At 61.3% G+C, this 22,027-nt stretch carries 22 protein-coding genes and 1 pseudogene; 13 read left to right on the top strand and 10 right to left on the bottom strand.

The features are described from left to right. Positions 1-15 precede the first annotated feature (15 nt). Complete coding sequence (locus AB4O05_RS06800) at positions 16-543, top strand: fimbrial protein (protein ID WP_460132065.1); 528 nt, start codon at positions 16-18, stop codon at positions 541-543. A 42-nt stretch (positions 544-585) separates the two neighbouring features. Here AB4O05_RS06800 and AB4O05_RS06795 read toward each other — a convergent pair whose 3' ends face one another. From AB4O05_RS06795 to AB4O05_RS06780, 4 genes are all read right to left on the bottom strand, one after another. Then, positions 586-1,791, bottom strand: coding sequence for an ISL3 family transposase (locus AB4O05_RS06795; RefSeq protein WP_460131522.1), 1,206 nt, complete (start codon positions 1,789-1,791; stop codon positions 586-588). A 148-nt stretch (positions 1,792-1,939) separates the two neighbouring features. Continuing rightward, positions 1,940-2,797, bottom strand: coding sequence for a phasin family protein (locus AB4O05_RS06790; protein WP_460132067.1), 858 nt, complete (start codon positions 2,795-2,797; stop codon positions 1,940-1,942). Positions 2,798-2,809: 12 nt separating this feature from the next. Next, positions 2,810-3,232, bottom strand: a complete 423-nt coding sequence (locus tag AB4O05_RS06785; protein WP_460132069.1) for a phasin family protein — start codon at positions 3,230-3,232, stop codon at positions 2,810-2,812. Positions 3,233-3,337: 105 nt separating this feature from the next. Then, positions 3,338-3,613: a polyhydroxyalkanoic acid system family protein gene (locus AB4O05_RS06780; protein ID WP_122753825.1), complete on the bottom strand. Its 276-nt coding sequence runs from the start codon at positions 3,611-3,613 to the stop codon at positions 3,338-3,340. Positions 3,614-3,757: 144 nt separating this feature from the next. Here AB4O05_RS06780 and ubiE point away from each other — a divergent pair, with 144 nt between their 5' ends. From ubiE to AB4O05_RS06720, 12 genes and pseudogenes are all read left to right on the top strand, one after another. Then, on the top strand, positions 3,758-4,528 hold the full coding sequence (gene ubiE, locus AB4O05_RS06775) for a bifunctional demethylmenaquinone methyltransferase/2-methoxy-6-polyprenyl-1,4-benzoquinol methylase UbiE (protein ID WP_010563184.1): 771 nt from the start codon (positions 3,758-3,760) through the stop codon (positions 4,526-4,528). Beyond that, entirely contained in the window at positions 4,528-5,151 is a 624-nt protein-coding gene (locus AB4O05_RS06770) for a ubiquinone biosynthesis accessory factor UbiJ (protein ID WP_460132070.1), read from the top strand. Before ubiE ends, AB4O05_RS06770 begins: the two co-directional genes overlap by 1 nt. Next, a complete protein-coding gene (ubiB, locus tag AB4O05_RS06765; RefSeq protein ID WP_460132072.1) occupies positions 5,148-6,752 on the top strand; it encodes a ubiquinone biosynthesis regulatory protein kinase UbiB in 1,605 nt (534 codons plus the stop codon). Before AB4O05_RS06770 ends, ubiB begins: the two co-directional genes overlap by 4 nt. A gap of 41 nt (positions 6,753-6,793) precedes the next feature. After that, positions 6,794-7,186 (top strand): phosphoribosyl-AMP cyclohydrolase, encoded by a 393-nt coding sequence (hisI, locus tag AB4O05_RS06760; protein ID WP_460132074.1) that lies wholly within the window; start codon positions 6,794-6,796, stop codon positions 7,184-7,186. A 2-nt stretch (positions 7,187-7,188) separates the two neighbouring features. Further along, a complete protein-coding gene (locus AB4O05_RS06755; RefSeq protein ID WP_003209299.1) occupies positions 7,189-7,521 on the top strand; it encodes a phosphoribosyl-ATP diphosphatase in 333 nt (110 codons plus the stop codon). 26 nt (positions 7,522-7,547) lie between these two features. After that, entirely contained in the window at positions 7,548-7,826 is a 279-nt protein-coding gene (locus AB4O05_RS06750; protein WP_460132075.1) for a twin-arginine translocase TatA/TatE family subunit, read from the top strand. A 10-nt stretch (positions 7,827-7,836) separates the two neighbouring features. Further along, positions 7,837-8,238 carry a Sec-independent protein translocase protein TatB gene (gene tatB / locus AB4O05_RS06745; RefSeq protein WP_460132077.1) on the top strand — a complete coding sequence of 134 codons (402 nt, stop codon included), beginning with the start codon at positions 7,837-7,839 and terminating at the stop codon, positions 8,236-8,238. Beyond that, entirely contained in the window at positions 8,235-9,026 is a 792-nt protein-coding gene (gene tatC / locus AB4O05_RS06740) for a twin-arginine translocase subunit TatC (RefSeq protein ID WP_460132079.1), read from the top strand. Before tatB ends, tatC begins: the two co-directional genes overlap by 4 nt. Further along, entirely contained in the window at positions 9,023-9,730 is a 708-nt protein-coding gene (locus tag AB4O05_RS06735) for a 16S rRNA (uracil(1498)-N(3))-methyltransferase (RefSeq protein ID WP_460132080.1), read from the top strand. Before tatC ends, AB4O05_RS06735 begins: the two co-directional genes overlap by 4 nt. Before the next feature lie 171 nt (positions 9,731-9,901). Beyond that, positions 9,902-10,912, top strand: a pseudogene (locus AB4O05_RS06730) (methyl-accepting chemotaxis protein); the annotation flags it as partial. 33 nt (positions 10,913-10,945) lie between these two features. Next, complete coding sequence (locus tag AB4O05_RS06725) at positions 10,946-11,818, top strand: methyl-accepting chemotaxis protein (RefSeq protein ID WP_460164901.1); 873 nt, start codon at positions 10,946-10,948, stop codon at positions 11,816-11,818. A 143-nt stretch (positions 11,819-11,961) separates the two neighbouring features. Beyond that, positions 11,962-13,869 (top strand): methyl-accepting chemotaxis protein, encoded by a 1,908-nt coding sequence (locus AB4O05_RS06720; RefSeq protein WP_460132082.1) that lies wholly within the window; start codon positions 11,962-11,964, stop codon positions 13,867-13,869. 3 nt (positions 13,870-13,872) lie between these two features. Here AB4O05_RS06720 and AB4O05_RS06715 read toward each other — a convergent pair whose 3' ends face one another. From AB4O05_RS06715 to AB4O05_RS06690, 6 genes are all read right to left on the bottom strand, one after another. Continuing rightward, a complete protein-coding gene (locus AB4O05_RS06715) occupies positions 13,873-14,607 on the bottom strand; it encodes an amino acid ABC transporter ATP-binding protein (RefSeq protein WP_460132083.1) in 735 nt (244 codons plus the stop codon). After that, positions 14,600-15,559, bottom strand: coding sequence for an amino acid ABC transporter permease (locus AB4O05_RS06710; protein WP_460132085.1), 960 nt, complete (start codon positions 15,557-15,559; stop codon positions 14,600-14,602). The genes AB4O05_RS06715 and AB4O05_RS06710 overlap by 8 nt, the downstream gene beginning before the upstream one ends. Positions 15,560-15,764: 205 nt before the next feature. Then, positions 15,765-16,562 (bottom strand): transporter substrate-binding domain-containing protein, encoded by a 798-nt coding sequence (locus tag AB4O05_RS06705; RefSeq protein ID WP_460132087.1) that lies wholly within the window; start codon positions 16,560-16,562, stop codon positions 15,765-15,767. A 220-nt stretch (positions 16,563-16,782) separates the two neighbouring features. Next, complete coding sequence (locus AB4O05_RS06700; protein ID WP_460132088.1) at positions 16,783-17,583, bottom strand: transporter substrate-binding domain-containing protein; 801 nt, start codon at positions 17,581-17,583, stop codon at positions 16,783-16,785. A gap of 186 nt (positions 17,584-17,769) precedes the next feature. Further along, the gene (mdoH, locus tag AB4O05_RS06695; RefSeq protein WP_460132090.1) at positions 17,770-20,340 is read right to left on the bottom strand and encodes a glucans biosynthesis glucosyltransferase MdoH; all 2,571 of its coding nucleotides are present in this window, start codon (positions 20,338-20,340) and stop codon (positions 17,770-17,772) included. Next, on the bottom strand, positions 20,333-22,012 hold the full coding sequence (locus AB4O05_RS06690) for a glucan biosynthesis protein G (RefSeq protein ID WP_460137651.1): 1,680 nt from the start codon (positions 22,010-22,012) through the stop codon (positions 20,333-20,335). Before AB4O05_RS06690 ends, mdoH begins: the two co-directional genes overlap by 8 nt. Between the last annotated feature and the right edge of the window lie 15 nt (positions 22,013-22,027).

The following is a 22,027-nucleotide window of genomic DNA, read 5'->3' as shown; positions in this document are numbered from 1 at the left end:
CCAGAGCACCGACTGATGAAGACCAAGCCCCTGCGCCTGCTGCTGGCGCTCACCACGAGTTTCGTCGCCCACGCGCTTCACGCCGCGACCACGGGCACCTTGAGCTTTGCCGGCCAAATCAACGCCGGCACATGCAACCTCGCAGCGGGCGACGTGAATCGCACCATTACCCTGCCGGCCATCAAGGTTTCAGACTTTGATAACAGCCCCAGCGCGGGCTCGCTGGATTTCGAGATTACGGCCGAGTGCGAGTCGGATATACGCAACGTGATTTTCTTGTTCGCGGGCACCCCCGCCGAAGGCCACCCCGCGCTGTTTGCCAATTCGGGGACCTCGCGCGGTACGGCGCTGTGGTTGCTGCATCGCGCGTCGCCCTTGCAAGCCATTCCGGCCAACGGTGCCGCGGCCCAACGCAGCCGTAGCGTTGCGACGACCAGCAACAAGGCCGTGCTGCCGCTCACTGCGGCGTACCACACCACCGGCGCTGCGATCACCCACGGCACCCTGGCCAGCGCCGTGACCGTTTCGATCACGTACAACTGACGCGCGTACGTCAACGTTATACGCGCGCAAAAAAAAGGTTCTTCACGGATTGCCGGGAAAGACGCTCTTGATCTTCATGAAAAAGAATTCGCTGTCCCGGTAACCGTACGCCATTCGTTTGATGACCTTTATTCGATTGTTTATTCCTTCCAACTGACCAGTGTGCATTGGCCAGCGTACCCGGCTCACGATGCCCCGCCAGTAGCCCTTTAGTCGCTTTGCGAACTGGATCAGTGCGGGTATTTCGCTTTCTTGAGCGTGACGCAGCCACTGCTTCCAGGCTGATCTCCAGTCCCAGGCATCGCTCGGCGCCCAGAGCATTTTGAGCTCGGCCTTCATCAAGTAGACCGTCATTAACGATTGGTTAGCGGCCAGCAGATCCTGTAAATGAACCTGCTGTTCCGGCTTTTTCAGGTTCTCCGGGTTACGCAATAGCAACCATCGCGCTTGCTTTATGACCTTTCGAGCGGGCTTGTCATGGCGCAGTCGGTTCGCCTCGTCAACGCGAACACGATCAATCACTTCTCGGCCATATTTGGCGACCACATGGAAAAGGTCATAAATCACCCGTGCTTTTGGGCAGTGTTGGCGAACCTCCAGGTCATAAGCCGTGTTCATGTCCATCGCTACCGCTTCAATTCGGGCGCACCCTTCTGGCCCCAGCTCTTCGAAAAACGGTCTGACTGCCGCTCGGCTACGGCCTTCGCCGATCCAAAGCACTCGCCGAGTATCAGCGTCCAACACCACGCTGGCGTAGCGATGACCTTTGAATAACGCGAACTCGTCCATTATCAAGCGCCGTGGCTGGGCCTTGGGTAAGGCACTCAACGCCGCTTGCAGAGCGCGCCGCTCCAGCAACCGAACGGTGTCCCAGTGCAGCCCGAACATTTGCGCAACATGCAGTGTAGGAAGGCGTTCGCAGGCTTGAATAACGGCCTCTGCCAGCCGGCGCGTCATGCGGGCATAGCGATCCAGCCAACTGACGACCTCCATGCGCTTGCCACAATCACGGCAGCCAACACGCCTGAGTTGCACGTTGAGGCGGACTGCGCGACCGAGAATCGGCAAGTCACGCACGACTCGATCGCAGTATTCATGAGTTGTTGGACAGAGCTTTTGGCAGCCACCACAGGTGGGAAATCGCGTGGCCTGGGGGATCAGGTCGATTTGAAGGGCATCGCCGTCAGGTTTGATCGCGACGACAGAAAAGCCCTCCCAAAAGGGAAGGAAAGTATTAATATCGCGCATAAGAACGCCGGTTTTTTAGATGTGTTTGCTCGCACGAACATCATCCATCAAATCGGCGTTCTTGTTTCTGTGTTTCCCGGGATTCCGTGAAGAACCAAAAAAAAGCCCGACCTCTGCAGGCCGGGCATTTTTTGCGGTCCCGGAAAAATCAGGACTGACTGGATGGCGTCGGAGCTACCGGCGTTGCAGTCGGCGTCGCCGCAGCGTGGGTCGGCGTGGAAGCCGAGTTGGCTGTCGAGGCGGCGGGTGCTGGCGCAGTCGCCGGCTTGGCCGCTGCTGGTTTTTTCGCAGCCGCTGGTTTCCTGGCGGTTGCGGGTTTTGCCGCAGGCTTGGCAGCAGCAGGTTTTGCCGCTGCGGGCTTGGCGGCAGCAGGTTTGGCGGCAGGTTTAGCCGCCGACTTGGCAACAGGCTTGGCAGCAGGTTTAGCGGCAGCCTTGGCAACGGGTTTAGCCGCTGGTTTTGCTGCGGCGGTTTTGGCCGCTGGCTTGGCGGCAGCTTTTGCCGGAGCCTTGGCGGCGGTTTTGGCGGCAGGTTTGGCGGCAGCCGTTTTCGCGGCGGGCTTGGCGGCGGGCTTGGCCGCAGGTTTAGCGGCGGCGGCTTTGACAGGAGCCACTTTGGCACCGGTCAGTTTCTCGATCTGCTTGGTCAGGGTATCGACCTTGCTGTGCAGTGCCTTGACTTCAGTGCGGCTAGGCACGCCGAGTCGTGAAATAGCGCTGTTGAGGCGCTTGTCCAAAGTCTCTTCCAACTTGCCCCACGTGTCGGAAAGACTCGACTTGGCAGTACCGGCGCTCGCCTTGGCGGCATCAACTTTTTTACCCACTGCGCTTTTGGTCAACTTCTCGGCCTTCTCGCCGTCCTTGACCAACGTCTCGAAGAGTTTGCTGCCGTCACTGTCGATCTTCGAGTACACGCCTAAACCAGCGAGCCAGATTTTTCGGGAATACTCTTCAACTTTCCCGACCCACGAGCTGCTTTCTTTCTGAGTAGTCTTTTTAACAGCCATCCCGATGTCTCCTTAGTGTTTACGCGCGACACGTTCGAGCAATGCCGTCAGCTCTTCGAGCTTAGCAGAGAGTGTCTCCACGTCATGTTTAGACGCAATGCCGATTCGATTCAAGGCACTTGCAACGCGAGTATCAAAAGCTTTTTCAACTTTATCCAGCTGAACTTCTACCAGACCTTTGACGGAGGAGACATTACTCTTTACTTGGTCAATCTGACTGTTGGCGGCATCAAGTTGCTCAATGGCAACTTTTTTACCTTTACTTTCAACATGTTGACCACTCTTAACCAGCTCCTTGAAGTACTCGCCGCCCTCGCTGCCGACCTTGGCATAGGCACCAAGGCCTGCCAGCCAGATCTTGCGAGCGTAGGTTTTAACGTCGGTCAGGGCGCCGGTCTGTGCGTCGATTTTTTTCTTCAGGATAACTTTGGCCATGGTGCACCTCACGCAGAACAGGGTGGAGGAACCGCCCACAGGAGTTGAGGGCTTGGGCACAAAGTAGGAGAAAAAATTAGAATCGGCACCCTAAGAACATCCGCGTCACGCCAATGCCTTATCCAGGGCTTTCTCGATCTCAGACTTGATAGTGCCACTCATGGCCGACATCAGCAGACCCAATTCCACATCGATGCGCAGCGAATCGTCGGCCACTAATACTGTGCCTTTTACCCCGGAACGCTTGAGGTTCAAGGTATCGCCCGACCAGGACGACTCAAGGCCATATTGTTCCTTGAGTTTGTGTGCCAACTTCTCGGCCTTTGCCCGTGCCCCTTCTTTACCCAGGGAATGTGCACGCTCAACGGTTATACGGGCCATTGCAATGACTCCTCTTTATAGGGCTATGAATACCTTGAATGCGGCAAAAGGTCTCGGTGGGTGCCTATCTTACCTGCAGCCTTGCCAAGACAAAGCAGGCCTTGGGGATTATCATGTGCCGCATTCTCTTTTGGTGACAGCGATATGACTGATCAGCGCAAAGGCAGCGATGCCGAACCCACCACTCACTTCGGCTTCAAGAACGTCCCGGAAAGCCAAAAAGCGGAAAAAGTCGCTGAGGTGTTCCACTCCGTCGCCGCCAAGTACGACCTGATGAACGACGTGCTCTCCGGCGGCATGCATCGCCTGTGGAAGCGGTTCACCATCGAGTTGTCGGGGGTGCGCACCGGCAACCGCGTGCTCGACATCGCCGGCGGCACGGGCGACCTGGCGGCCAAGTTCTCCAAGCTCGTCGGCCCGACCGGCCAAGTGGTACTGGCGGACATCAACGGCTCGATGCTCAAGGTCGGCCGCGATCGCCTGCTCGACAAGGGCGTGGCCGGCAATATCGAGTTCGTCCAGGCCGATGCCGAAAAGCTGCCGTTCCCCGACAACCATTTCGACTGCGTGACCATCGCCTTCGGCCTGCGCAACGTGACCCACAAGGAAGACGCGCTGCGCTCGATGCTGCGCGTACTCAAGCCGGGTGGCCGCCTGTTGGTGCTGGAATTCTCCAAGCCGACCAATGCGCTGATGTCCAAGGTCTACGACACCTACTCCTTCGCCTTCATGCCGCTGATGGGCAAGCTGATCACCAACGACGCCGAGAGCTATCGCTACCTGGCCGAATCGATCCGCATGCACCCCGACCAGGAAACCCTGAAGTCGATGATGGTGGAAGCCGGTTTCGACCGCGTGACCTACCACAACATGACCTCGGGCATCGTCGCCCTGCACCGCGGCATCAAGCCCTGATGCTGCTCCAAGGCCTGCTTGCCAGCGTCGAACACGGCCTCAACCGTGTGCTGCGCCTGGACAGCACCGCCCTGGCGCGGCTGGCGCACTTGAACGGCAAGATCATTGCCGTCGACTGCACAAGCCCCGCCTTGCAGCTGTTTATCCTGCCCAGCGATGAGGGCCTGTTGCTCGCCGCCCACTGGGCCGCCGAGGCCGACTGCACCCTGCGCGCGCCGGCGTCGAGCCTGTTGCACCTGGCCCTGAGCCGCAACAAGACCGCCATCCTGCACAGCGCCGAAGTGGAACTGGAAGGCGACAGCGCGGTGCTGATGGACCTGGCCGCCGTGCTGCAAGACCTGGAGCTGGACTGGGAATACGAGCTGTCACGCTGGATCGGCCCCGTCGCCACCCAGTTGATCAGCGGGCACCTGCGCAGCCGCTCGCGCTGGTACCAGCAAGGGTTCGCCAGCCTCAACCAGAACCTCGCCGAATACCTGAGCGAAGAATCGCGCACCCTGGTCGGGCAGCGGGAGGCGCAAGCGCGCTTTCGCGAACTCGACAAGGCCAAAATCGACCTGGAACGCCTCGAGGCGCGCTTCGAGCGCCTGAGCCGTTCCCTTGATCCAAGCGATAACGCATGAAGCTGCTCGCCGTCCGCCGTTTGTTTCGTATCCAGCGCGTCGTAATCCGCTACCGCCTCGATGACCTGCTGTTCGCCCTGCCCCTGCCATGGTTTCTGCTGGCGGTGCGCTATGTGCTGCCGTGGCGCTGGTTCCCGCGCAAACAGCTGGCGCTGAGCCGTGGCGCGCGCCTGCGCCTGGCGCTGCAGGACCTGGGGCCGATTTTTATCAAGTTCGGCCAGATCCTCTCCACGCGCCGCGACTTGCTGCCCGAAGATATCGCCGATGAACTGATGCTGTTGCAGGACCGCGTGCCGCCGTTCGACTCGCAGCAATCGATGAAGCTGATCGAGGAACAACTGGGCAAGAAGATCAGCGAAGTGTTCAGCCGCTTCGACGTCGAGCCGCTGGCCTCGGCCTCCGTGGCGCAAGTCCACGCGGCGCAGCTCAAGACTGGCGAAGAAGTGGTGGTCAAGGTGATTCGCCCAGGCCTCAAGCCGATCATCGGCCAGGACCTGGCGTGGCTGTTCATTCTCGCCCGCGCCGCCGAGCGTTTCAGCGCCGATGCACGCCTGCTGCACCCGGTGGACGTGGTCGCCGACTACGAAAAAACCATCTACGACGAACTCGACCTGCTGCGCGAAGCGGCCAATGCCAGCCAGCTCAAACGCAACTTCGAAGGTTCACCGTTGCTGTATGTGCCGCAGGTCTACTGGGACTGGTGCCGCCCGAAAGTACTGGTGATGGAGCGCATCTACGGCGTGCAGGTCACCGACCTCGCGACCCTGGCCGATCAGCGCACCGATATGAAAATGCTCGCCGAGCGTGGCGTGGAGATCTTCTTCACCCAGGTGTTCCGCGACAGTTTCTTCCACGCCGACATGCACCCGGGCAACATCTTCGTCAGCACCGTCAACCCGTGGAGCCCGCAGTACATTGCGATCGACTGCGGCATCGTCGGCAGTCTCACCCCGGAAGACCAGGACTACCTGGCGCGCAACCTGTTCGCTTTCTTCAAGCGCGACTACCGCCGCGTGGCACAGTTGCACATCGATTCGGGCTGGGTGCCGGCAGAGACCAAGCTCAATGAATTCGAAGCGGCGATTCGTACCGTGTGCGAGCCGATCTTTGAAAAACCATTAAAAGATATTTCATTCGGCCAGGTGCTGATGCGCCTGTTCCAGACCGCGCGGCGCTTCAATATGGAAGTGCAGCCACAGTTGGTGCTGCTGCAAAAAACCCTGCTCAACATCGAAGGCCTGGGCCGCCAGCTGTACCCGGACCTCGACCTGTGGAACACCGCGCAGCCGTTCCTGGAGCGCTGGATGCGCGAGCGGATGAGCCCGAAAGCCATGCTGGGTAACCTGCATAGCCAAATGGAGCAACTGCCACACCTGGCCAACATGACCCGCGACCTGTTGGAGCGCATGTCCCAACCCCACGCCAAGGACCCGGAACCGCCGTGGCGCAAGCGCAAGGACGACTGGTTCCTGCGCCTGCTCGGCGCGGCGCATCTGGTGGGTGGCGTCATGCTCGCCATTGGCGGCCCGTTGAATCAGCTGGGCCATTGGCCCGCCGGCATCATGGTCGCCGTGGGTGTTTATCTGATCGTGCGTCGATAGCCGATCCGGTTATACACTGTCGCAAATTGCCGGAGCCGAACATGAAAGACTGGCTGGACGAGATCAAGTGGGACAGTGACGGCCTGGTGCCGGCCATTGCCCAGGACTACAAGACCGGGCGCGTGCTGATGATGGCCTGGATGAACCGCGAGGCCCTGGGCCTCACCGCCACTGAGCAGCGCGCCATTTACTGGTCACGTTCACGTGGCAAACTGTGGCGCAAGGGTGAAGAGTCCGGGCACGTGCAAATCCTGCACGAGATGCGCATCGACTGCGACGCCGACGTGGTGATCCTCAAGGTCGAGCAGATCGGCGATATCGCCTGCCACACCGGCCGTCACAGCTGCTTCTATCGCGTGTTCGAGAACGGCGAGTGGAAGGTTGTCGAACCGGTGCTCAAAGACCCGCACGCCATTTATTCCGCAGGACACTGACCATGAGCGATACCCTGAACCGCGTGGCCCAGGTGCTGGAAGACCGCAAAGGCGCGGACGCCGACAGCTCCTACGTCGCCAGCCTGTACCACAAGGGCCTGAACAAGATTCTGGAAAAACTCGGCGAAGAATCCGTCGAGACCATCATCGCCGCCAAGGATGCGCAGATCAGCGGCGATTGCAGCGATGTGATCTACGAAACCGCCGACCTGTGGTTCCACAGCCTGGTCATGCTCGCCCAATTGGGGCAGCATCCGCAGGCCGTACTGGATGAACTGGACCGCCGCTTCGGGTTGTCCGGGCACGCCGAAAAGGCCTCGCGCCCGTCCGCTTGAATAACTAAGACTAGAGGATTTGCAGCATGGGCATTTTTGACTGGAAACACTGGATCGTCATTCTGGTGGTGGTGGTACTGGTGTTCGGCACCAAGAAACTGAAAAACCTGGGCACCGACGTGGGCGAGTCGATCAAGGGCTTCCGCAAAGCCATGAACGACGATGAAAAGCCGGCGGAACCCAGCGCCAACCCAGTACCGCCGGCCCAGCCTGTGCACCCCCAGGCCTCCCAGCCGATCACCGAGCGTCGTACCTTCGACGTGCAGGCTGAGAAAGTCGAAGAGCCGACCCGCAAAGACTCGTGAGCACTGACTAATGTTTGGTATCAGCTTCTCTGAACTGCTGCTCGTCGGCCTGGTTGCCCTATTGGTGCTGGGGCCCGAACGCCTGCCCGGCGCCGCACGCACCGCCGGCCTGTGGATCGGGCGCCTGAAGCGCAGCTTCAACGCGATCAAACAGGAAGTTGAACGGGAAATCGGCGCCGACGAGATCCGCCGGCAACTGCACAACGAACATATCCTGTCGTTGGAGCAAGAGGCGCGCAAGATTCTTTCGCCCGTGCAGGAGCCGGCCAAACCCGTCGAGCCGCTGCCCGAGCAGAGCATCGCGCCCGCGGTCGACGCCACGCCTGCCGCGCCCATTCCGACCGAGCCAGCGCCGACGTCCGTTGCGTCGCCCGCTCCCCATGACCCTACATTGCCGCCGCGAGCCCCATGAGCGCTGATAAACCGGAAAACGACCAGCATATGCCGCTGGTCTCGCACCTCACCGAGCTGCGTACCCGCCTGCTGCGTTGCGTAGCGGCCATCTTCATCATCTTTGCCGGGCTGTTCGCCTTTACCCAGCAGATCTATACCTTCGTCTCCACGCCCCTGCGCCAGTACCTGCCGGCCGGCGCGACGATGATCGCCACCGACGTGTCGTCGCCGTTCCTCACGCCGCTGAAGCTGACCATGATGGTCTCGCTGTTCCTGGCGATCCCGGTGATCCTGCACCAGATCTGGGGCTTTATCGCGCCGGGCCTGTACAAGCACGAGAAGCGCATTGCCGTGCCGTTGCTGGTGTCGAGCATCCTGCTGTTCTACACCGGCATGGCGTTCGCCTACTTCCTGGTGTTCCCGCTGATCTTCAAGTTCTTCGCCGCCGCCACCCCGGCCGGCGTGGAGATGATGACCGACATCACCAGCTACCTCGACTTCGTGATGACGCTGTTCTTCGCCTTTGGCGTGGCCTTCGAAATCCCGGTGGCGGTGGTGCTGCTGGTGTGGATCGGCGTGGTCAACGTGCAGTACCTGAAGATGATCCGCCCGTACGTGATCATCGGCTGCTTCGTGGTCGGCATGATCCTGACCCCGCCGGACATCTTCTCCCAGACCCTGCTGGCCGTGCCGATGTGGATGCTGTTCGAGATCGGCATCCTGTTCAGCGGTTTGATCAGCAAGCGTGGCGAACACCCGGATGACCAGCCCGCCGACGACGACCAGCCGCCAGCAACCCAGCCGTGAACCTGCTGCTGCTGTTGGAGGCCGACTTTATCGCGGCCGACCGGGTGATCCTGCGTGATCGGCGCCTGGTGCATATGCAGGACGTCCATCGCGCCGCCGTGGGTGACAGCCTGCGGGTCGGGCGTATTGGCGGCCTGATGGGCCACGCACAGGTGCTGCGCCTGGAAGCCAGCGAAGCCGAGCTGCAAGTGAGCTTCGACCAACCGCCGCCGGCCAAACTGCCCCTGACCCTGCTGCTGGCCTTGCCACGCCCGAAAATGCTGCGCCGGGTGTTGCAAACCGTGGCGGCCATGGGTGTGCCGAAAGTGGTGCTGGTCAACAGTTACCGGGTGGAAAAGAGCTTCTGGCAAACCCCGTTCCTTGAGCCCGAGGCGATTCGCGAGCAACTGATCCTCGGCCTGGAACAGGCACGGGACACGATGCTGCCCGAGATCATCATCGAAAAACGCTTCAAACCGTTCGTCGAAGACCGCCTGCCGGCCCTGACGGCAGGCACCCTCGGCCTGATCGGCCACCCCGGCGACTATCCGGCCTGCCCTCGTGGCCTCGAGGAGCCGGTCACCCTGGCCATTGGCCCGGAAGGCGGCTGGATTCCCTACGAAGTGGACCTGCTGGCCAAGGCCGGCTTGCAACCGGTGCAATTGGGCGCCCGCATCCTGCGCGTCGAAACGGCCGTCACCGCCCTGCTGGCCCGCCTTTTCTAACAACACCGCTGTACCCCTGTGGGAGAGGGCTTGCCCACGTGCCCCCGCTCGGCATGGGAACTGACCGGTCACTTCTGTAGGAGCGAGGGGGTACAGCGTCACTACAGAATTCCGTCTGCAAGCCGATAACTCCTGAACAAGTCCAAGCCTTGCTCCAGGGGAGTTCGCAACATGTATCGTGGGTTAGCCGAAAAACTGGGGAATGTCAGCGTCAAAACCAAGCTGGCCGTAGGCTTTGGCCTGGTATTGCTGTTGACGCTGATGATCACCTTCACTGGCTGGACCGGCCTGGGCGACGTGATCAATCGCGGCGACAAACTGGGCTACATCTCCAGCCTGAACGGGCTGACCAAGGACCTTCGCCTGGCGCGCCTGGACTACGAGATGCGCCGTGGCGAACAAGGCCCGGCGGCGGTCAACGAGCTGCAGAGCAAGCTGGAAAACGGCCTCAAGACTGCCCGCACCCTGATCGAACAACCCGCCGACGCGGCCCTGGTCGATGGGCAGTTGGCCGCTTTGGAGCAATACAAGCGCGCGTTCAATGACATGACACAGGCCGGCGCCAGCCGTGAAAATGCTCGCAGCAAGTTGGGCGACACTGCTGACAATGCGGTGCTCAAGATCAACGAGATTGAAAAATCCCTGCTGCAAGGCGACAGCGTCACCCAGTTCAACAACGTGGTGGAACTGAGCAAGTTGATCCAGCAAGCGCGCTTCCAGGTGCGCGGCTACACCTACAGCGGCAAGGTCGAAGCCGAACAGCCCGCCCTGGATGCCATCGACAATGCCCTGAAGAAAATCACCAGCCTCACCGCGCAATTACCTGATCAATATGCGACCAACCTGCAGCAGGCCAGCGTTTCGCTGCAGGCCTACCGCGCCGCTGTCAGCCAATACCGCGACTCCCAAGTGGCCAGTGCCGCAGCGCTGAAAACCATGGCCGCCCAAGGCGATATCCTGCTGGAGCACAGTGACAAACTGACCGTTTCGCAGACCGTGGTACGCGACACCGATGCCGCGCAGGCCAAGTATTTCCTGTTGCTGGCCGCCGTACTGGCGCTGATCTTCGGCCTGGTCGCCGCCTGGGCCATCACCCGCCAGATCATCATCCCGTTGAACCAGACGCTTCAGGTTGCCGAGCGCGTGGCGTCGGGCGATCTGAGCCACAACCTGATCTCCTTGCGCCAGGACGAACTGGGCCAACTGCAACGCGCCATGCAAAGCATGACCGTCGGCCTGCGCGAGCTGATCGGTGGCATCAGCGAAGGGGTCACGCAGATTGCCAGCGCGGCCGAGCAACTGTCGTCCGTGACCGAACAGACCAGCGCCGGGGTCAACAGCCAGAAGGTCGAGACCGACCAAGTGGCCACCGCCATGAACGAGATGGCCGCGACCGTACAGGAAGTGGCGCGCAATGCCGAGGAAGCCTCCGAAGCCGCCGTGGCCGCCGACCAACAGGCCCGTGAAGGCGACAAAGTGGTGGGCGAAGCCATCGCCCAGATCGAACGCCTGGCCACCGAAGTCGGCCATTCCACCGAAGCCATGGGCCACCTCAAGCGCGAAAGCGACAAGATCGGCAGCGTGCTCGATGTAATCAAGTCCGTGGCCCAGCAAACCAACCTGCTGGCCCTCAACGCCGCGATTGAAGCCGCGCGCGCCGGTGAAGCCGGGCGTGGCTTCGCGGTGGTGGCCGATGAGGTGCGCAGCCTGGCCCAGCGCACCCAGAAGTCCACCGAAGAGATCGAAGAACTGATCGTCGGCCTGCAAAGCGGCACCCAGCAGGTAGCAACCATCATGGACAACAGCCGTGGCCTGACCGACAGCAGCGTCGAGCTGACCCGCCGCGCCGGCAGCGCGTTGGCCAACATCACGCGCACGGTCTCGACCATCCAGGCAATGAACTCGCAGATCGCCACCGCCGCCGAGCAGCAAAGCGCCGTGGCTGAAGAGATCAACCGCAGCGTGCTCAACGTGCGCGACGTGTCGGAGCAAACCTCTTCGGCCAGCGAAGAAACCGCCGCGTCCAGCGCCGAATTGGCGCGCCTGGGCATCTATCTGCAAACCCTCGTCGGCCGCTTCCGCATCTGAGCGCCCCTGCGCGGCGGCCAATCGAGGCCGTCGCCACGCGGCAACTTGTGAAATTTCCTACGCAGTTATCAGCCCCGCACTACTCCGAATCGACTTAGCGTTTCAGCTGTTGCGAAGCGCATTTTCAGATTGGGAGGTTCACCATGTTTCCTCGACTGACCCGCTTGCTGATCAACGCCAGCGTCCGCCTCAAGCTGGCCCTGGGTTTTGGCCTGGTGCTGATGCTCAGCCTCGCCATTGCCGTGACGGGCTGGCAGGCCCTCAATGCCGTGCTTTCCCGCTCCAACAACCTGACCGCCCTGCTGCAACTGGCCCTTGATACCGAGGCCCTGCGCGCTGATCGCATTGTCTATCGCACCCTGAACGATCAGGCCAGCCTGGGCAAAGTGACTGCGCACATTGAAAAAATCGAGCAGCAAGTGGCCGACTTCGCCTACCGCATGAACGACCTCGACGACCGGCCGCGCCTTCAGGAAGCTACGCGTCTGGTGGCAAGGCTCAAGGGGTCACTCGCCGAGCTGCCAGCGCTGATCGACGGTCGTGAAAACGCCCGCGCGCCCCTCAAGAACATGGCACTTCAGACCGGCGACAGCCTGGCGCAGCTTGCCAGTGAGCTGCCCGACCAGGACGACCAGGCTGCCCTGGAGGCGATCGAGAACCTGCGCCAGGCGATGGAGCAGGCCGACGATGGCGCCCAGAGCCCCGCCTGGGCCGCGGCCTCGCTCGAGGCCTATGCCGAAACGGCGGGCACGGCACTCGCCGCACTGGAGCAAGCACAGGCGGCCGTCGTGGCCCTGCCGGTGGACACGGCCCCGCTCAACGCCGAGCTGGCCAACTATCGCAAACAACTGGCCAAGCTCACGCAGGCCCAGCTCGACACCGAGACCGTACAGAACCGCTTCGAACACCAGCTCGATCAACTGCTGGCGCAAAGCGACCTGTTGAGCCAGGCGCACACGTTCAAGCGTGACCGCGAGGCCAGTCAGACTCGCACCCTGCTGGTCAGTGTCAGCCTGGCCGCCCTGCTGTTCGGCGCACTGGCGGCGTGGTGGATTGCCCGGCAGATTGCCGTGCCACTGCGCCAGGCCCTGGCCTGCGCCGAGCGCGTCGCCAAGGGCGACCTGAGCCAGGATATCCAGGTGGAGCGCCGCGATGAGGTGGGCCAGTTACAGCACAGTATCGGCGCCATGACCCGCAACCTGCGCAAGTTGATCAGTGGCATCGACGACAGCGCACGGCAGATCGCCAGCGCCGCCACGCAACTGTCGGCCATCACCGAGCAGGCACGCACCGGGGTGATGCATCAGAAAGAAGAAACCGACCAGGTCGCCACGGCGATGAACGAAATGCTCGCCACCGCCCATGCGGTGGCCCAGCACGCCGAACAGGCCTCGATCGCGGCGGCGGAGGCCGACCAGCAAGCCAGCACCGGCGATCAGGTGGTCACCCAAGCCGTCGAGCACATCGGCCACCTGGCCCACGAAATGGCGCGTTCCAGCCAGGCAATGCTGGCTCTGCGGCACGAAAGCCAGAAAATCGGCGGCGTGCTGGAGGTGATCAAGTCGGTGTCGCAACAGACCAACCTGCTGGCCCTCAACGCCGCCATTGAGGCGGCGCGGGCGGGCAGTGCCGGTGAAGGGTTCGCGGTGGTCGCCGACGAAGTACGCAGCCTGGCACAGCGCACGCAGGAATCGGCTGAAGAGATCGAAGGCTTGATCCTGGGCTTGCACAACGGCACTCAGCAAGTGGCGGACATAATGGACGGCAGTTGCGCCCTCACCGATGTCAGCGTGGACCTGACCCGCGACGCGGGCGACGCCCTGGCGGCGATTGCGCGCACCGTGTCGGTCATCCAGGAAATGAACCCGCAGATCGCCGCCGCGGCCGAGGAGCAAAGCGCGGTGGCCGAGGAGATCAATCGCAGCGTATTGAAGGTGCGGGAGGTGTCCGAACTCACCACGGCCGCCAGTGAGGAAACGGCGGCCGCGAGTGTTCAGTTGGAGCGGTTGAGCCAGGATCTACAGACGATGGTCGGTAAATTCAGGTTCTGAGGTTTACAACACCTGGCGCAGGAACGCCTGGGCGCGCGGGTCCTTCGGTGCGTCGAAGAACTCGGCCGGCGCCGCGTCTTCCAGCAGCTTGCCATGGTCGAAGAACAGCACGCGATCCGCTACTTCACGGGCAAAGCCCATTTCGTGAGTGACGCAAACCATGGTCATGCCTTCCAGGGCCAGGGTCTTCATCACGTCCAATACTTCGCCGACCATTTCCGGGTCCAGCGCCGAGGTGGGCTCATCGAACAGCATCACCTTGGGCTCCATCGCCAGGGCCCGGGCGATCGCCACCCGTTGTTGCTGGCCGCCGGACAAGCGCGAGGGGAACTCGTTGGCCTTCTGCGCAATACCGACCTTTTCCAGCAGCGCCAGGGCCTTGGTTTCGCGCTCCTGCTTACCGCGCTTGCGCACGACTTTCTGCGCCAGGCACAGGTTCTCCAGCACGGTCATGTGGGGAAACAGGTTGAAATGCTGGAACACCATGCCGACTTCACGGCGATAGGCGTTCACGTCGGTTTTCGGATCAGCCAGTTGCAGGCCATCGATGCTCACCGAGCCCGAATCGAATTCCTCCAGCCCATTGAGGCAGCGCAGGAAGGTGGATTTGCCGGAACCGGACGGACCGATCACCACCAACACTTCGCCCTTGGCCACCTGGATGGTCACGTGGTCCACCGCGCGAACCACATGGCCACGGGTGTCGAAGACTTTTACCAGATCGCGGACTTCAATCACTTTGTGCGAGCCTCCGCTCAAGCCGGCTGGCCATTTTCGACAGCGGCAGGTTGATCAGCAGGTACAGGCCTGCGACGCAGAACAGGATTTCAAACGGCGAGAACGAGGTGGTGATCACCTCGCGCCCGCTCTTGAGCAGTTCGGTGATGGCGATGACCGAGACCAGCGAGGTGTCCTTGACCAGGCTGATAAATTGCCCGGCCAAGGGCGGCAGCACGCGCTTGAAGGCCTGCGGCAACACCACGTGGCGCATCGACTGGCTGGCACTCAGGCCCAGGGAGCGCGCGGCTTCGTTCTGGCCACGGGTGATCGATTGCACACCCGCGCGGACGATCTCGGCCACATACGCGCCGGTGAACAGCGACAGTGCGGCGATCCCGGCGAATTCGCGCGACAGGTTGAGCACCGTGCCGATAAAGAAATAGAAAATGAAGATCTGCACCAACAACGGCGTGCCGCGTACCAGTTCGACGTAGATCGTCGACAGATCGCGCAAGGTCGGGTTGCTGGACAGGCGGCACAACCCTGTGGCCAAGCCGATCGCCAGGCCGAGGATGCCGGACACCACCGACAGCCATAATGTGGTCCACAAACCCCACATCAGCGGGCCCAACGCCCAATGGCGGTTCACCCCAATGACATCGCCTTCGGCCACATCATCGCCGCGCGCCACTTGCAGGCTGTTGTCGGCCACGCTCACCCGTTGTTCGGCGCCTGCGTCGTTGCGCAGGGTCACTTCGGCAACATCGCCTTTGCGGACCAACTCAATGACGGTGGAGATATCCGCCGCGCGCTGGGCCTCTTCGGCCTGATAGGCGAAGTATTGCGGCACGCGGTTCCAGCGCCATTCGTAGGACATCAGCGAGGTTGCGTAATACAAGGCGCCCGCCAGGCCGACCAGCACGACCACGGTCAGCAGGTGCCAGGGCCATTGGGCTTTTTTCTGTTTCATTTACTCAGCATCCAAAAAAATCGTGGCACGCACACTTGAGGTGGCGAGCGGGCTTGCCCCGCGTTGGGCTGCGCAGCAGCCCCAATAAACTCAGCGCGGTTTTCCATACACTCCGAGGCGGATGGTAGTGGGGCCGCTTCGCGCCCCAACGCGGGGCAAGCCCGCTCGCCACATCAAGCCCCCTCACAATAGAAACAGTCCCGCTTTATTCCATGTCCTTGAGCCACTCGGAGCTCTTGAACCACTTGTCATGGATGCGATCGTAGGTGCCGTCGTTCTTGATCTGGTGCAGGAAGTTGTTGATGAAGTTGAGGCTGTCGTAATCGCCTTTCTTCAAACCGAACGCCAACGGTTCGAAGGTGAAGGGTTCGTCGAGGAATACCAGCTTGCCGTTGCCGACTTTCTTCTCGGCCACTACGTTGTACGGCGCGTCATACACAAAGGCATCGGCCTTGCCGTTGACCACGTCCAGCACGCCTTCCTGCTCGTTGTCATAGCCGTGGTACTTGGCCTTGGAAATCAGCTTTTTGGCGACCATCTCGCCGGTGGTGCCGAGCTTGGAGGTCAGGCGGTATTTTTCGTCGTTCAGGTCTTTGTAGGACTTGATCGTGCCTTCCAGTTCCTTGCGGATCAGCAGGGTCTGGCCGACAACGATGAAAGGTTCGCTGAAATTCAGGCGCAGGTTACGTTCCTGGGTCAGGGTCATGCCGCTGCCGATCATGTCGAACTTGCCGGTGAGGAAGGCCGGGATGATGCCGTCGTAGCCGGTGGACACCAGTTCCAGCTTGACGCCCATGGACTTGGCCATGGCCTTGAGGATGTCGACTTCGAAGCCAATGATGTCGCCGCGCTTGTTTGTCATTTCGAACGGCATGTAGGTCGGGTCCATGCCGACTTTCAGTGTGCCGCGCTTGACCGCATCATCGATAGCGCCAGCCTGGGCCGTATTGGCAGCCACCAGCGCGGTGACGCCTAGCAGCAGCATCGAAAGATACTTTTTCATCATCAGGTCCCCTGAACGATTCTTATGAGGTCGGCGCGCTGAAGGGCTGCACCATTTCGGGGTGCGATCCTAACCCACTCATTGCTCGTCACAAAGGTTTCACAGGCAATTGTTATCGGCGTATGTCGGAAAAACCTCACAGCGCGGCGACCAGGCGCAGGGGGTAGACAGGTGCGCAACCTGAACCGGCAACGGCTTGATGTGTAAGCAGTTATGACGCTCAGTCGATTTCCGCCAGCCAGCCGGTGTCCTTGAACCACTTGTCATGCAGCCGATCGTAGGTGCCGTCCTGAGCCACCTGGTTGAGGAAATGGTTGATCCAGTTGAGGCTGTCGAAATCGCCTTTTTTCAAACCAAACGCCAGCGGTTCAAAGGTGAACGGTTGCTCCAGCGCCAGCAGCGCGCTGTTCTCCGGACGGCTCATGGCGATCAGGTTGTAGGGCGCATCATGGATAAAGGCATCGGCCTTGCCTTCGACCACCTGACGAACACCCTCCTCCGGCGTGGCAAAGCTGTTCAGCCGTGCCGCCCCCAGGAACCGCCGCGCCGCAGCCTCGCCGGTGGTGCCTTCGGTGGTAGCAATCGTGTAACTGGCATCGTCAAGGTCTTCGACGCTGGTGACCTTGCCGAGCAATCGGGAGTGCAGCAGCACGGTCTGGCCCACCACGATAAAGGAGTCGCTGAAATTCAGCTTGATGTTGCGTTCCTGGGTAACGGTCATGCCGCTGCCTATCACGTCGAATTTTTTTGCCAGCAGCCCCGGTAACAGCTCGGTATAGGGCACCGCCACCAGTTCAAGCTCCACCCCCAGGGCCTGGCTCATTACCCTGAGCAAGTCGATTTCAAAGCCGACGATGTGTCCCTGCCGATCAGTCATTTCAAAAGGGACATAAGTGGGCGTGGTGCCGACTTTAAGCACACCACGTCGTACGGCATCGTCGATGGCGCCTGCCTGCAGCAGAGCGCCTTGCATCAGCGCAACCGCCCCCATCAGCAATGCCGAACCATACCTTTTGATCATGAATCCCCCTGTGGCCTAGTCAAATCCGGGGCGCGATCCTAACCCAGTCGCGGGCACGTAAATATGCCTCGAACAAGGTATTTTGTTTCGAGATAACAAGGACTTAAACAGAAAAGGAAGAGGCGAAAAACGCTGTAGGACCAGCGCTGACAACGCCCCCGAGGAGAACCCTCGGGGGCGTCTGAATCAGGCCGGATGGGCCTGGGGCAACAGCGATTGCAGCGGCAGCAGCGGCGCGTGCGGGTCGGCCTTGATCGAATCACGCCAGGCAGCCAGCCACTCGGCATGCCCTTCGCTCCAGACCTGCTCGTGCAGGCGAGCCAAGGCCACCGGGTCACTGAGCAGGGCCACGCGTTCACCGTTGTTGAGGCCGGCGGGGCCGACTTTCAACGCATGGCGAACACGCTCCATGCGCAGGTACTCGATCGGCTCCGCTTCACGGTGACGCGAGGTCGCCAGGGCGCAGGCCAGGGCGTTCTGGCGCGGGTCGACCACCGAACGCACGAAGCCGTCATTGAGGGCGTGCCAGCGGTTTTCGTGGGTGTACTTCTCCGTCGACTGCAGCGCCTGCGGCGGGTTGTATTCCTCAGGAATCAGGAACAGGCTTTCGTCACGCGACTTCAGGCCCAGGTTCACACGGCTGGAGATCACCGACACCGGGATCGACAGCATCAGCGAACCCACGATCGGCACCAGCCACCACAGGAAGCTCGGGTTCAACCACACCACGAGCAGAGCCCACAGGAAGCCGAGCAAGGTCTGGGTACCGTGACGCTTGAACGCTTCGCCCCAGGTGGTGGAGTCATCGTCGCGCTTGGGCGAGTTCCAGGTCGCGGCCCAGCCAAGGAACGCGGCGAGCACGAAGCGGGTGTGGAAGATCATGCGCACCGGCGCCAGCAGCATGGAGAACAACATCTCCAGCAGCATCGACATCGTCACCTTGAACTTGCCACCGAACTCTTTCGCGCCCTTGGCCCAGATCAGGATGATGCTGAGCAATTTAGGCAGGAACAGCAGCACGATGGTGGTGGAGAACAACGCCACCGCCTTGTCCGGGTGCCATTGCGGCCACAGCGGGTACAGCTGGCGCGGCGCCATGAAGTACTGCGGCTCCATCAGGGTATTCACCGCCAGCAACGCCGTGGACAGCACCAGGAACAGGAACCACAACGGCGCCGACAGGTAGGACATCACACCCGTCAGGAACACCGCACGGTGTACCGGGTGCATGCCTTTGACCAGGAACAGGCGGAAGTTCATCAGGTTGCCGTGGCACCAGCGACGGTCACGCTTGAGTTCGTCGAGCAGGTTCGGCGGCAGTTCTTCGTAGCTGCCCGGCAGGTCGTAGGCAATCCACACGCCCCAGCCGGCGCGGCGCATCAGCGCGGCTTCAACGAAGTCATGGGAGAGGATCGAACCGGCAAACGCGCCCTTACCTGGCAACGGCGCCAGGGCGCAGTGCTCGATGAACGGCTTCATGCGGATGATCGCGTTGTGACCCCAGTAATGGGATTCACCCAACTGCCAGAAGTGCAGGCCGGCGGTGAACAGCGGGCCGTAGACGCGAGTGGCGAACTGCTGCATGCGCGCATACAGGGTGTCCATGCCCGACGCACGCGGCGCGGTCTGGATGATCCCGGCATCCGGCGTGGCTTCCATCAGGCGCACCAGACTGGTCAGGCATTCGCCGCTCATCACGCTGTCGGCGTCGAGCACCACCATGTATTTATAGTCACCGCCCCAGCGACGGCAGAAGTCGTCGAGGTTGCCGCTCTTGCGTTTGACGCGACGGCGACGGCGGCGATAGAAGATTTTGCCGAAGCCGCCGGCTTCGCGACACACGTCGAGCCAGGCTTGCTGTTCGGCGATGCAGATGTCGGCGTCATTGCTGTCGCTGAGCACGAAGAAGTCGAAGCGGTCGAGGTCACCAGTGGCGGCCACCGATTCGAACGTCGCACGCAGGCCGGCAAATACACGCGGCACGTCTTCGTTGCAGATCGGCATCACCAGCGCGGTGCGGGCCTCCTTCGGAATCGGCTCGTTGCCGGCACTTTTACCGGAGATCCGGTATTTATCGTGGCCGGTGAGCAGCTCGAGAAAGCCCATCAAGGCGGTCCAGAAACCCGCCGAAACCCAGCAGAACAGGATCCCGAACATGATCAGGATGCTGGTTTGCAGGGCGTAAGGCAGTACCTGGGTAGCGGTTTGCAGCAGGGTCTGGTTGCGGATCTCGTCGAAGTCGACCAGCGACCAGCCCTGGTACGGCATGATGCCTTTCATGTACCAGCCGGCCACGATGGTCTGGCCGAGCATCAGCACCAGCAGGATATAACGACGGATGGAACCGACGGTGCGCCAGCGCGCGGCCGGCAATACACGTTCATCCTTGGGCGGTGCCGGCGGGTTGCTGCGCCCGGTGATACGGCGCCAGCCGCGCACCAGGATATTGGTGCGCCATGGCTCCGGTACCACGCGAGTGCGACGAATTGGCGGCGTGGCCTTGAGGCACACGCGGCCGCCGGCATCGAGCGCGAGCATTTCGGCGTCTTGCAGCTCTTCGGCCGTGCTGAGGTTCAACCGGCTGCCAACCGACGCCTGGGCGGCGTCGATGGGCGCATCGAAGGTCTTGGACGACAAACGCTCGTGCAACTCGGTGAAGGATGTGCAGCCCGCCAGTTCGGCGCGCTGCTCAGCGGTCATCGGTAGATGCGCCAGGTACTCGGAGAGAGTCTCTGGCCGGGCTTGAGAATTACTCATCGGCAGGCAACTGATAGCTCCAGGTTTCGGTCAGGACTTCTTCTGTCTTGATCGGCTCCGGCGTGGCTGGGGCAGCTTCAGGCTGCTTGGTTTCCTTGTCCTTGGCGTCTTTCTTGGCCTGTTTCTCGTGCTGCTTGGCCAAGACTTTGTCAGCCTTGAGCACTTGGCTGGAAACATGAGCCGGCTCAGGCTGAGCGACATCCTGTACCAACGCTGCGCGTATCTCGGTCGGCTTGCTTGCGTCCTTGATCTTCATGCGCAGGGTCAGGCGCCAGCCTTTGGTGTGCTCGTTGTAACGCACGCTGTTTTCAACCAACTCAGCGTTGTCACCCACGCTCACCTGGCTGCGCACCGGGGCATCCGGCAGCAGTTTCTTCAGGGATGGGCCTTCGAAGTCCACCAGGTAGGCCACACTGCCATCCGGCTGACGGATCAGGTTGGATTGCTTCACATCGCCCGTGGAGCGCAGGGTCTGCTTGACCCAGGCGCTGTCCGGCGAGTGGAACGCGGCGTCATCCAGGGTCCAGTGCAGACGGTAGGCGACATCCAGTGGCTGGCCGACTTCCGGCAGTTTTTCCGGGTTCCAGAACGCAACGATGTTGTCGTTGGTTTCATCGGCGGTCGGGATCTCTACCAGGTCGACGGAGCCCTTGCCCCAGTCGCCCTCAGGCTCGATCCAGGCGCTTGGGCGCTTGTCGTAGTTGTCGTCCAGGTCTTCGTAGTAGCTGAAGTTGCGACCACGTTGCAGCAGGCCGAAACCACGCGGGTTCTCGACGGTGAAGTTGCTCACCGACAGGTGTTTGGGGTTGTTCAATGGGCGCCAGATCCACTCGCCATTGCCGGCATGGATCGACAGCCCACTGGAATCGTGCAGCTCACGACGGTAGTTGAGCACCTTGGACGGCTGGTTCGCGCCGAACAGGAACATGCTGGTCAGCGGGGCCACGCCCAGCTTGCTGACCTTATCGCGCAGGAACATCTGGGCTTTGACGTCGACCACGGTGTCGGTGCCCGGACGCAGGATCAGCCGGTAGGCACCGGTGGCACGTGGCGAATCCAGCAGGGCGAAGATCACCAGGTGTTTGTCACCCGGTTTTGGCCGCTCGATCCAGAACTCGGTGAAGCGCGGGAATTCTTCGCCGGACGGCAACGCAGTGTCGATCGCCATGCCTCGGGCAGACAGGCCATACACCTGGTCTTTGCCGACGACGCGGAAATAGCTGGCGCCGAGCATGGTCATGATTTCGTCTTGCTTGTCGCTCTTGTTGATCGGGTACAGCACACGGAAACCGGCATAACCCAGCTGTTCGGTGGCTTTAGGATCAACTTTCACGCCGCCGAAATCGAAACGCGACGGGTCGTATTTGATTTCATGGACGCTGTCGGCGGTGACTTCGTTGATTTTCACCGGTGTATCGAAGTGCATACCCTGGTGATAGAACGACAGCTTGAACGGGGTGTTCTGATCGGCCCATTCGGCTTTTTCGTTGCGGAAACGAATCTTCTGGTAGTCCGCGAACTTCATTTCACGGAATTCGTTTGGCAGATTGCTGCGCGGAGCTTCGTATTTCTGCCCGGCCAGCTCTTTTGCCTTGGCCGACACATCATCCAGACTGAATGCCCACAGTTGACCCGCGCCGAACAGGCAAAACAGGGCGGAGCCCGTCACCAGTGCGTTTCGTAACCG

It is taken from the genome of Pseudomonas sp. S1_G07 (genome assembly GCF_054668565.1).
This window is presented reverse-complemented; position numbering and strand designations above follow the sequence as displayed.

Bases quoted from the DNA above. Each gene is read 5' to 3' on its own strand.
- AB4O05_RS06700 (WP_460132088.1), bottom strand. From the start codon at position 17,583: ATGATCAAAAGGTATGGTTCGGCATTGCTGATGGGGGCGGTTGCGCTG.
- AB4O05_RS06710 (WP_460132085.1), bottom strand. From the start codon at position 15,559: ATGAAACAGAAAAAAGCCCAATGGCCCTGGCACCTGCTGACCGTGGTC.
- ubiB (WP_460132072.1), top strand. From the start codon at position 5,148: ATGAAGCTGCTCGCCGTCCGCCGTTTGTTTCGTATCCAGCGCGTCGTA.
- AB4O05_RS06720 (WP_460132082.1), top strand. From the start codon at position 11,962: ATGTTTCCTCGACTGACCCGCTTGCTGATCAACGCCAGCGTCCGCCTC.
- ubiE (WP_010563184.1), top strand. From the start codon at position 3,758: ATGACTGATCAGCGCAAAGGCAGCGATGCCGAACCCACCACTCACTTC.
- hisI (WP_460132074.1), top strand. From the start codon at position 6,794: ATGAAAGACTGGCTGGACGAGATCAAGTGGGACAGTGACGGCCTGGTG.
- AB4O05_RS06800 (WP_460132065.1), top strand. From the start codon at position 16: ATGAAGACCAAGCCCCTGCGCCTGCTGCTGGCGCTCACCACGAGTTTC.
- AB4O05_RS06785 (WP_460132069.1), bottom strand. From the start codon at position 3,232: ATGGCCAAAGTTATCCTGAAGAAAAAAATCGACGCACAGACCGGCGCC.
- AB4O05_RS06750 (WP_460132075.1), top strand. From the start codon at position 7,548: ATGGGCATTTTTGACTGGAAACACTGGATCGTCATTCTGGTGGTGGTG.
- AB4O05_RS06795 (WP_460131522.1), bottom strand. From the start codon at position 1,791: ATGCGCGATATTAATACTTTCCTTCCCTTTTGGGAGGGCTTTTCTGTC.
- AB4O05_RS06755 (WP_003209299.1), top strand. From the start codon at position 7,189: ATGAGCGATACCCTGAACCGCGTGGCCCAGGTGCTGGAAGACCGCAAA.
- AB4O05_RS06725 (WP_460164901.1), top strand. From the start codon at position 10,946: ATGCAAAGCATGACCGTCGGCCTGCGCGAGCTGATCGGTGGCATCAGC.
- mdoH (WP_460132090.1), bottom strand. From the start codon at position 20,340: ATGAGTAATTCTCAAGCCCGGCCAGAGACTCTCTCCGAGTACCTGGCG.
- AB4O05_RS06770 (WP_460132070.1), top strand. From the start codon at position 4,528: ATGCTGCTCCAAGGCCTGCTTGCCAGCGTCGAACACGGCCTCAACCGT.
- tatB (WP_460132077.1), top strand. From the start codon at position 7,837: ATGTTTGGTATCAGCTTCTCTGAACTGCTGCTCGTCGGCCTGGTTGCC.
- AB4O05_RS06790 (WP_460132067.1), bottom strand. From the start codon at position 2,797: ATGGCTGTTAAAAAGACTACTCAGAAAGAAAGCAGCTCGTGGGTCGGG.
- AB4O05_RS06780 (WP_122753825.1), bottom strand. From the start codon at position 3,613: ATGGCCCGTATAACCGTTGAGCGTGCACATTCCCTGGGTAAAGAAGGG.
- AB4O05_RS06705 (WP_460132087.1), bottom strand. From the start codon at position 16,562: ATGAAAAAGTATCTTTCGATGCTGCTGCTAGGCGTCACCGCGCTGGTG.
- tatC (WP_460132079.1), top strand. From the start codon at position 8,235: ATGAGCGCTGATAAACCGGAAAACGACCAGCATATGCCGCTGGTCTCG.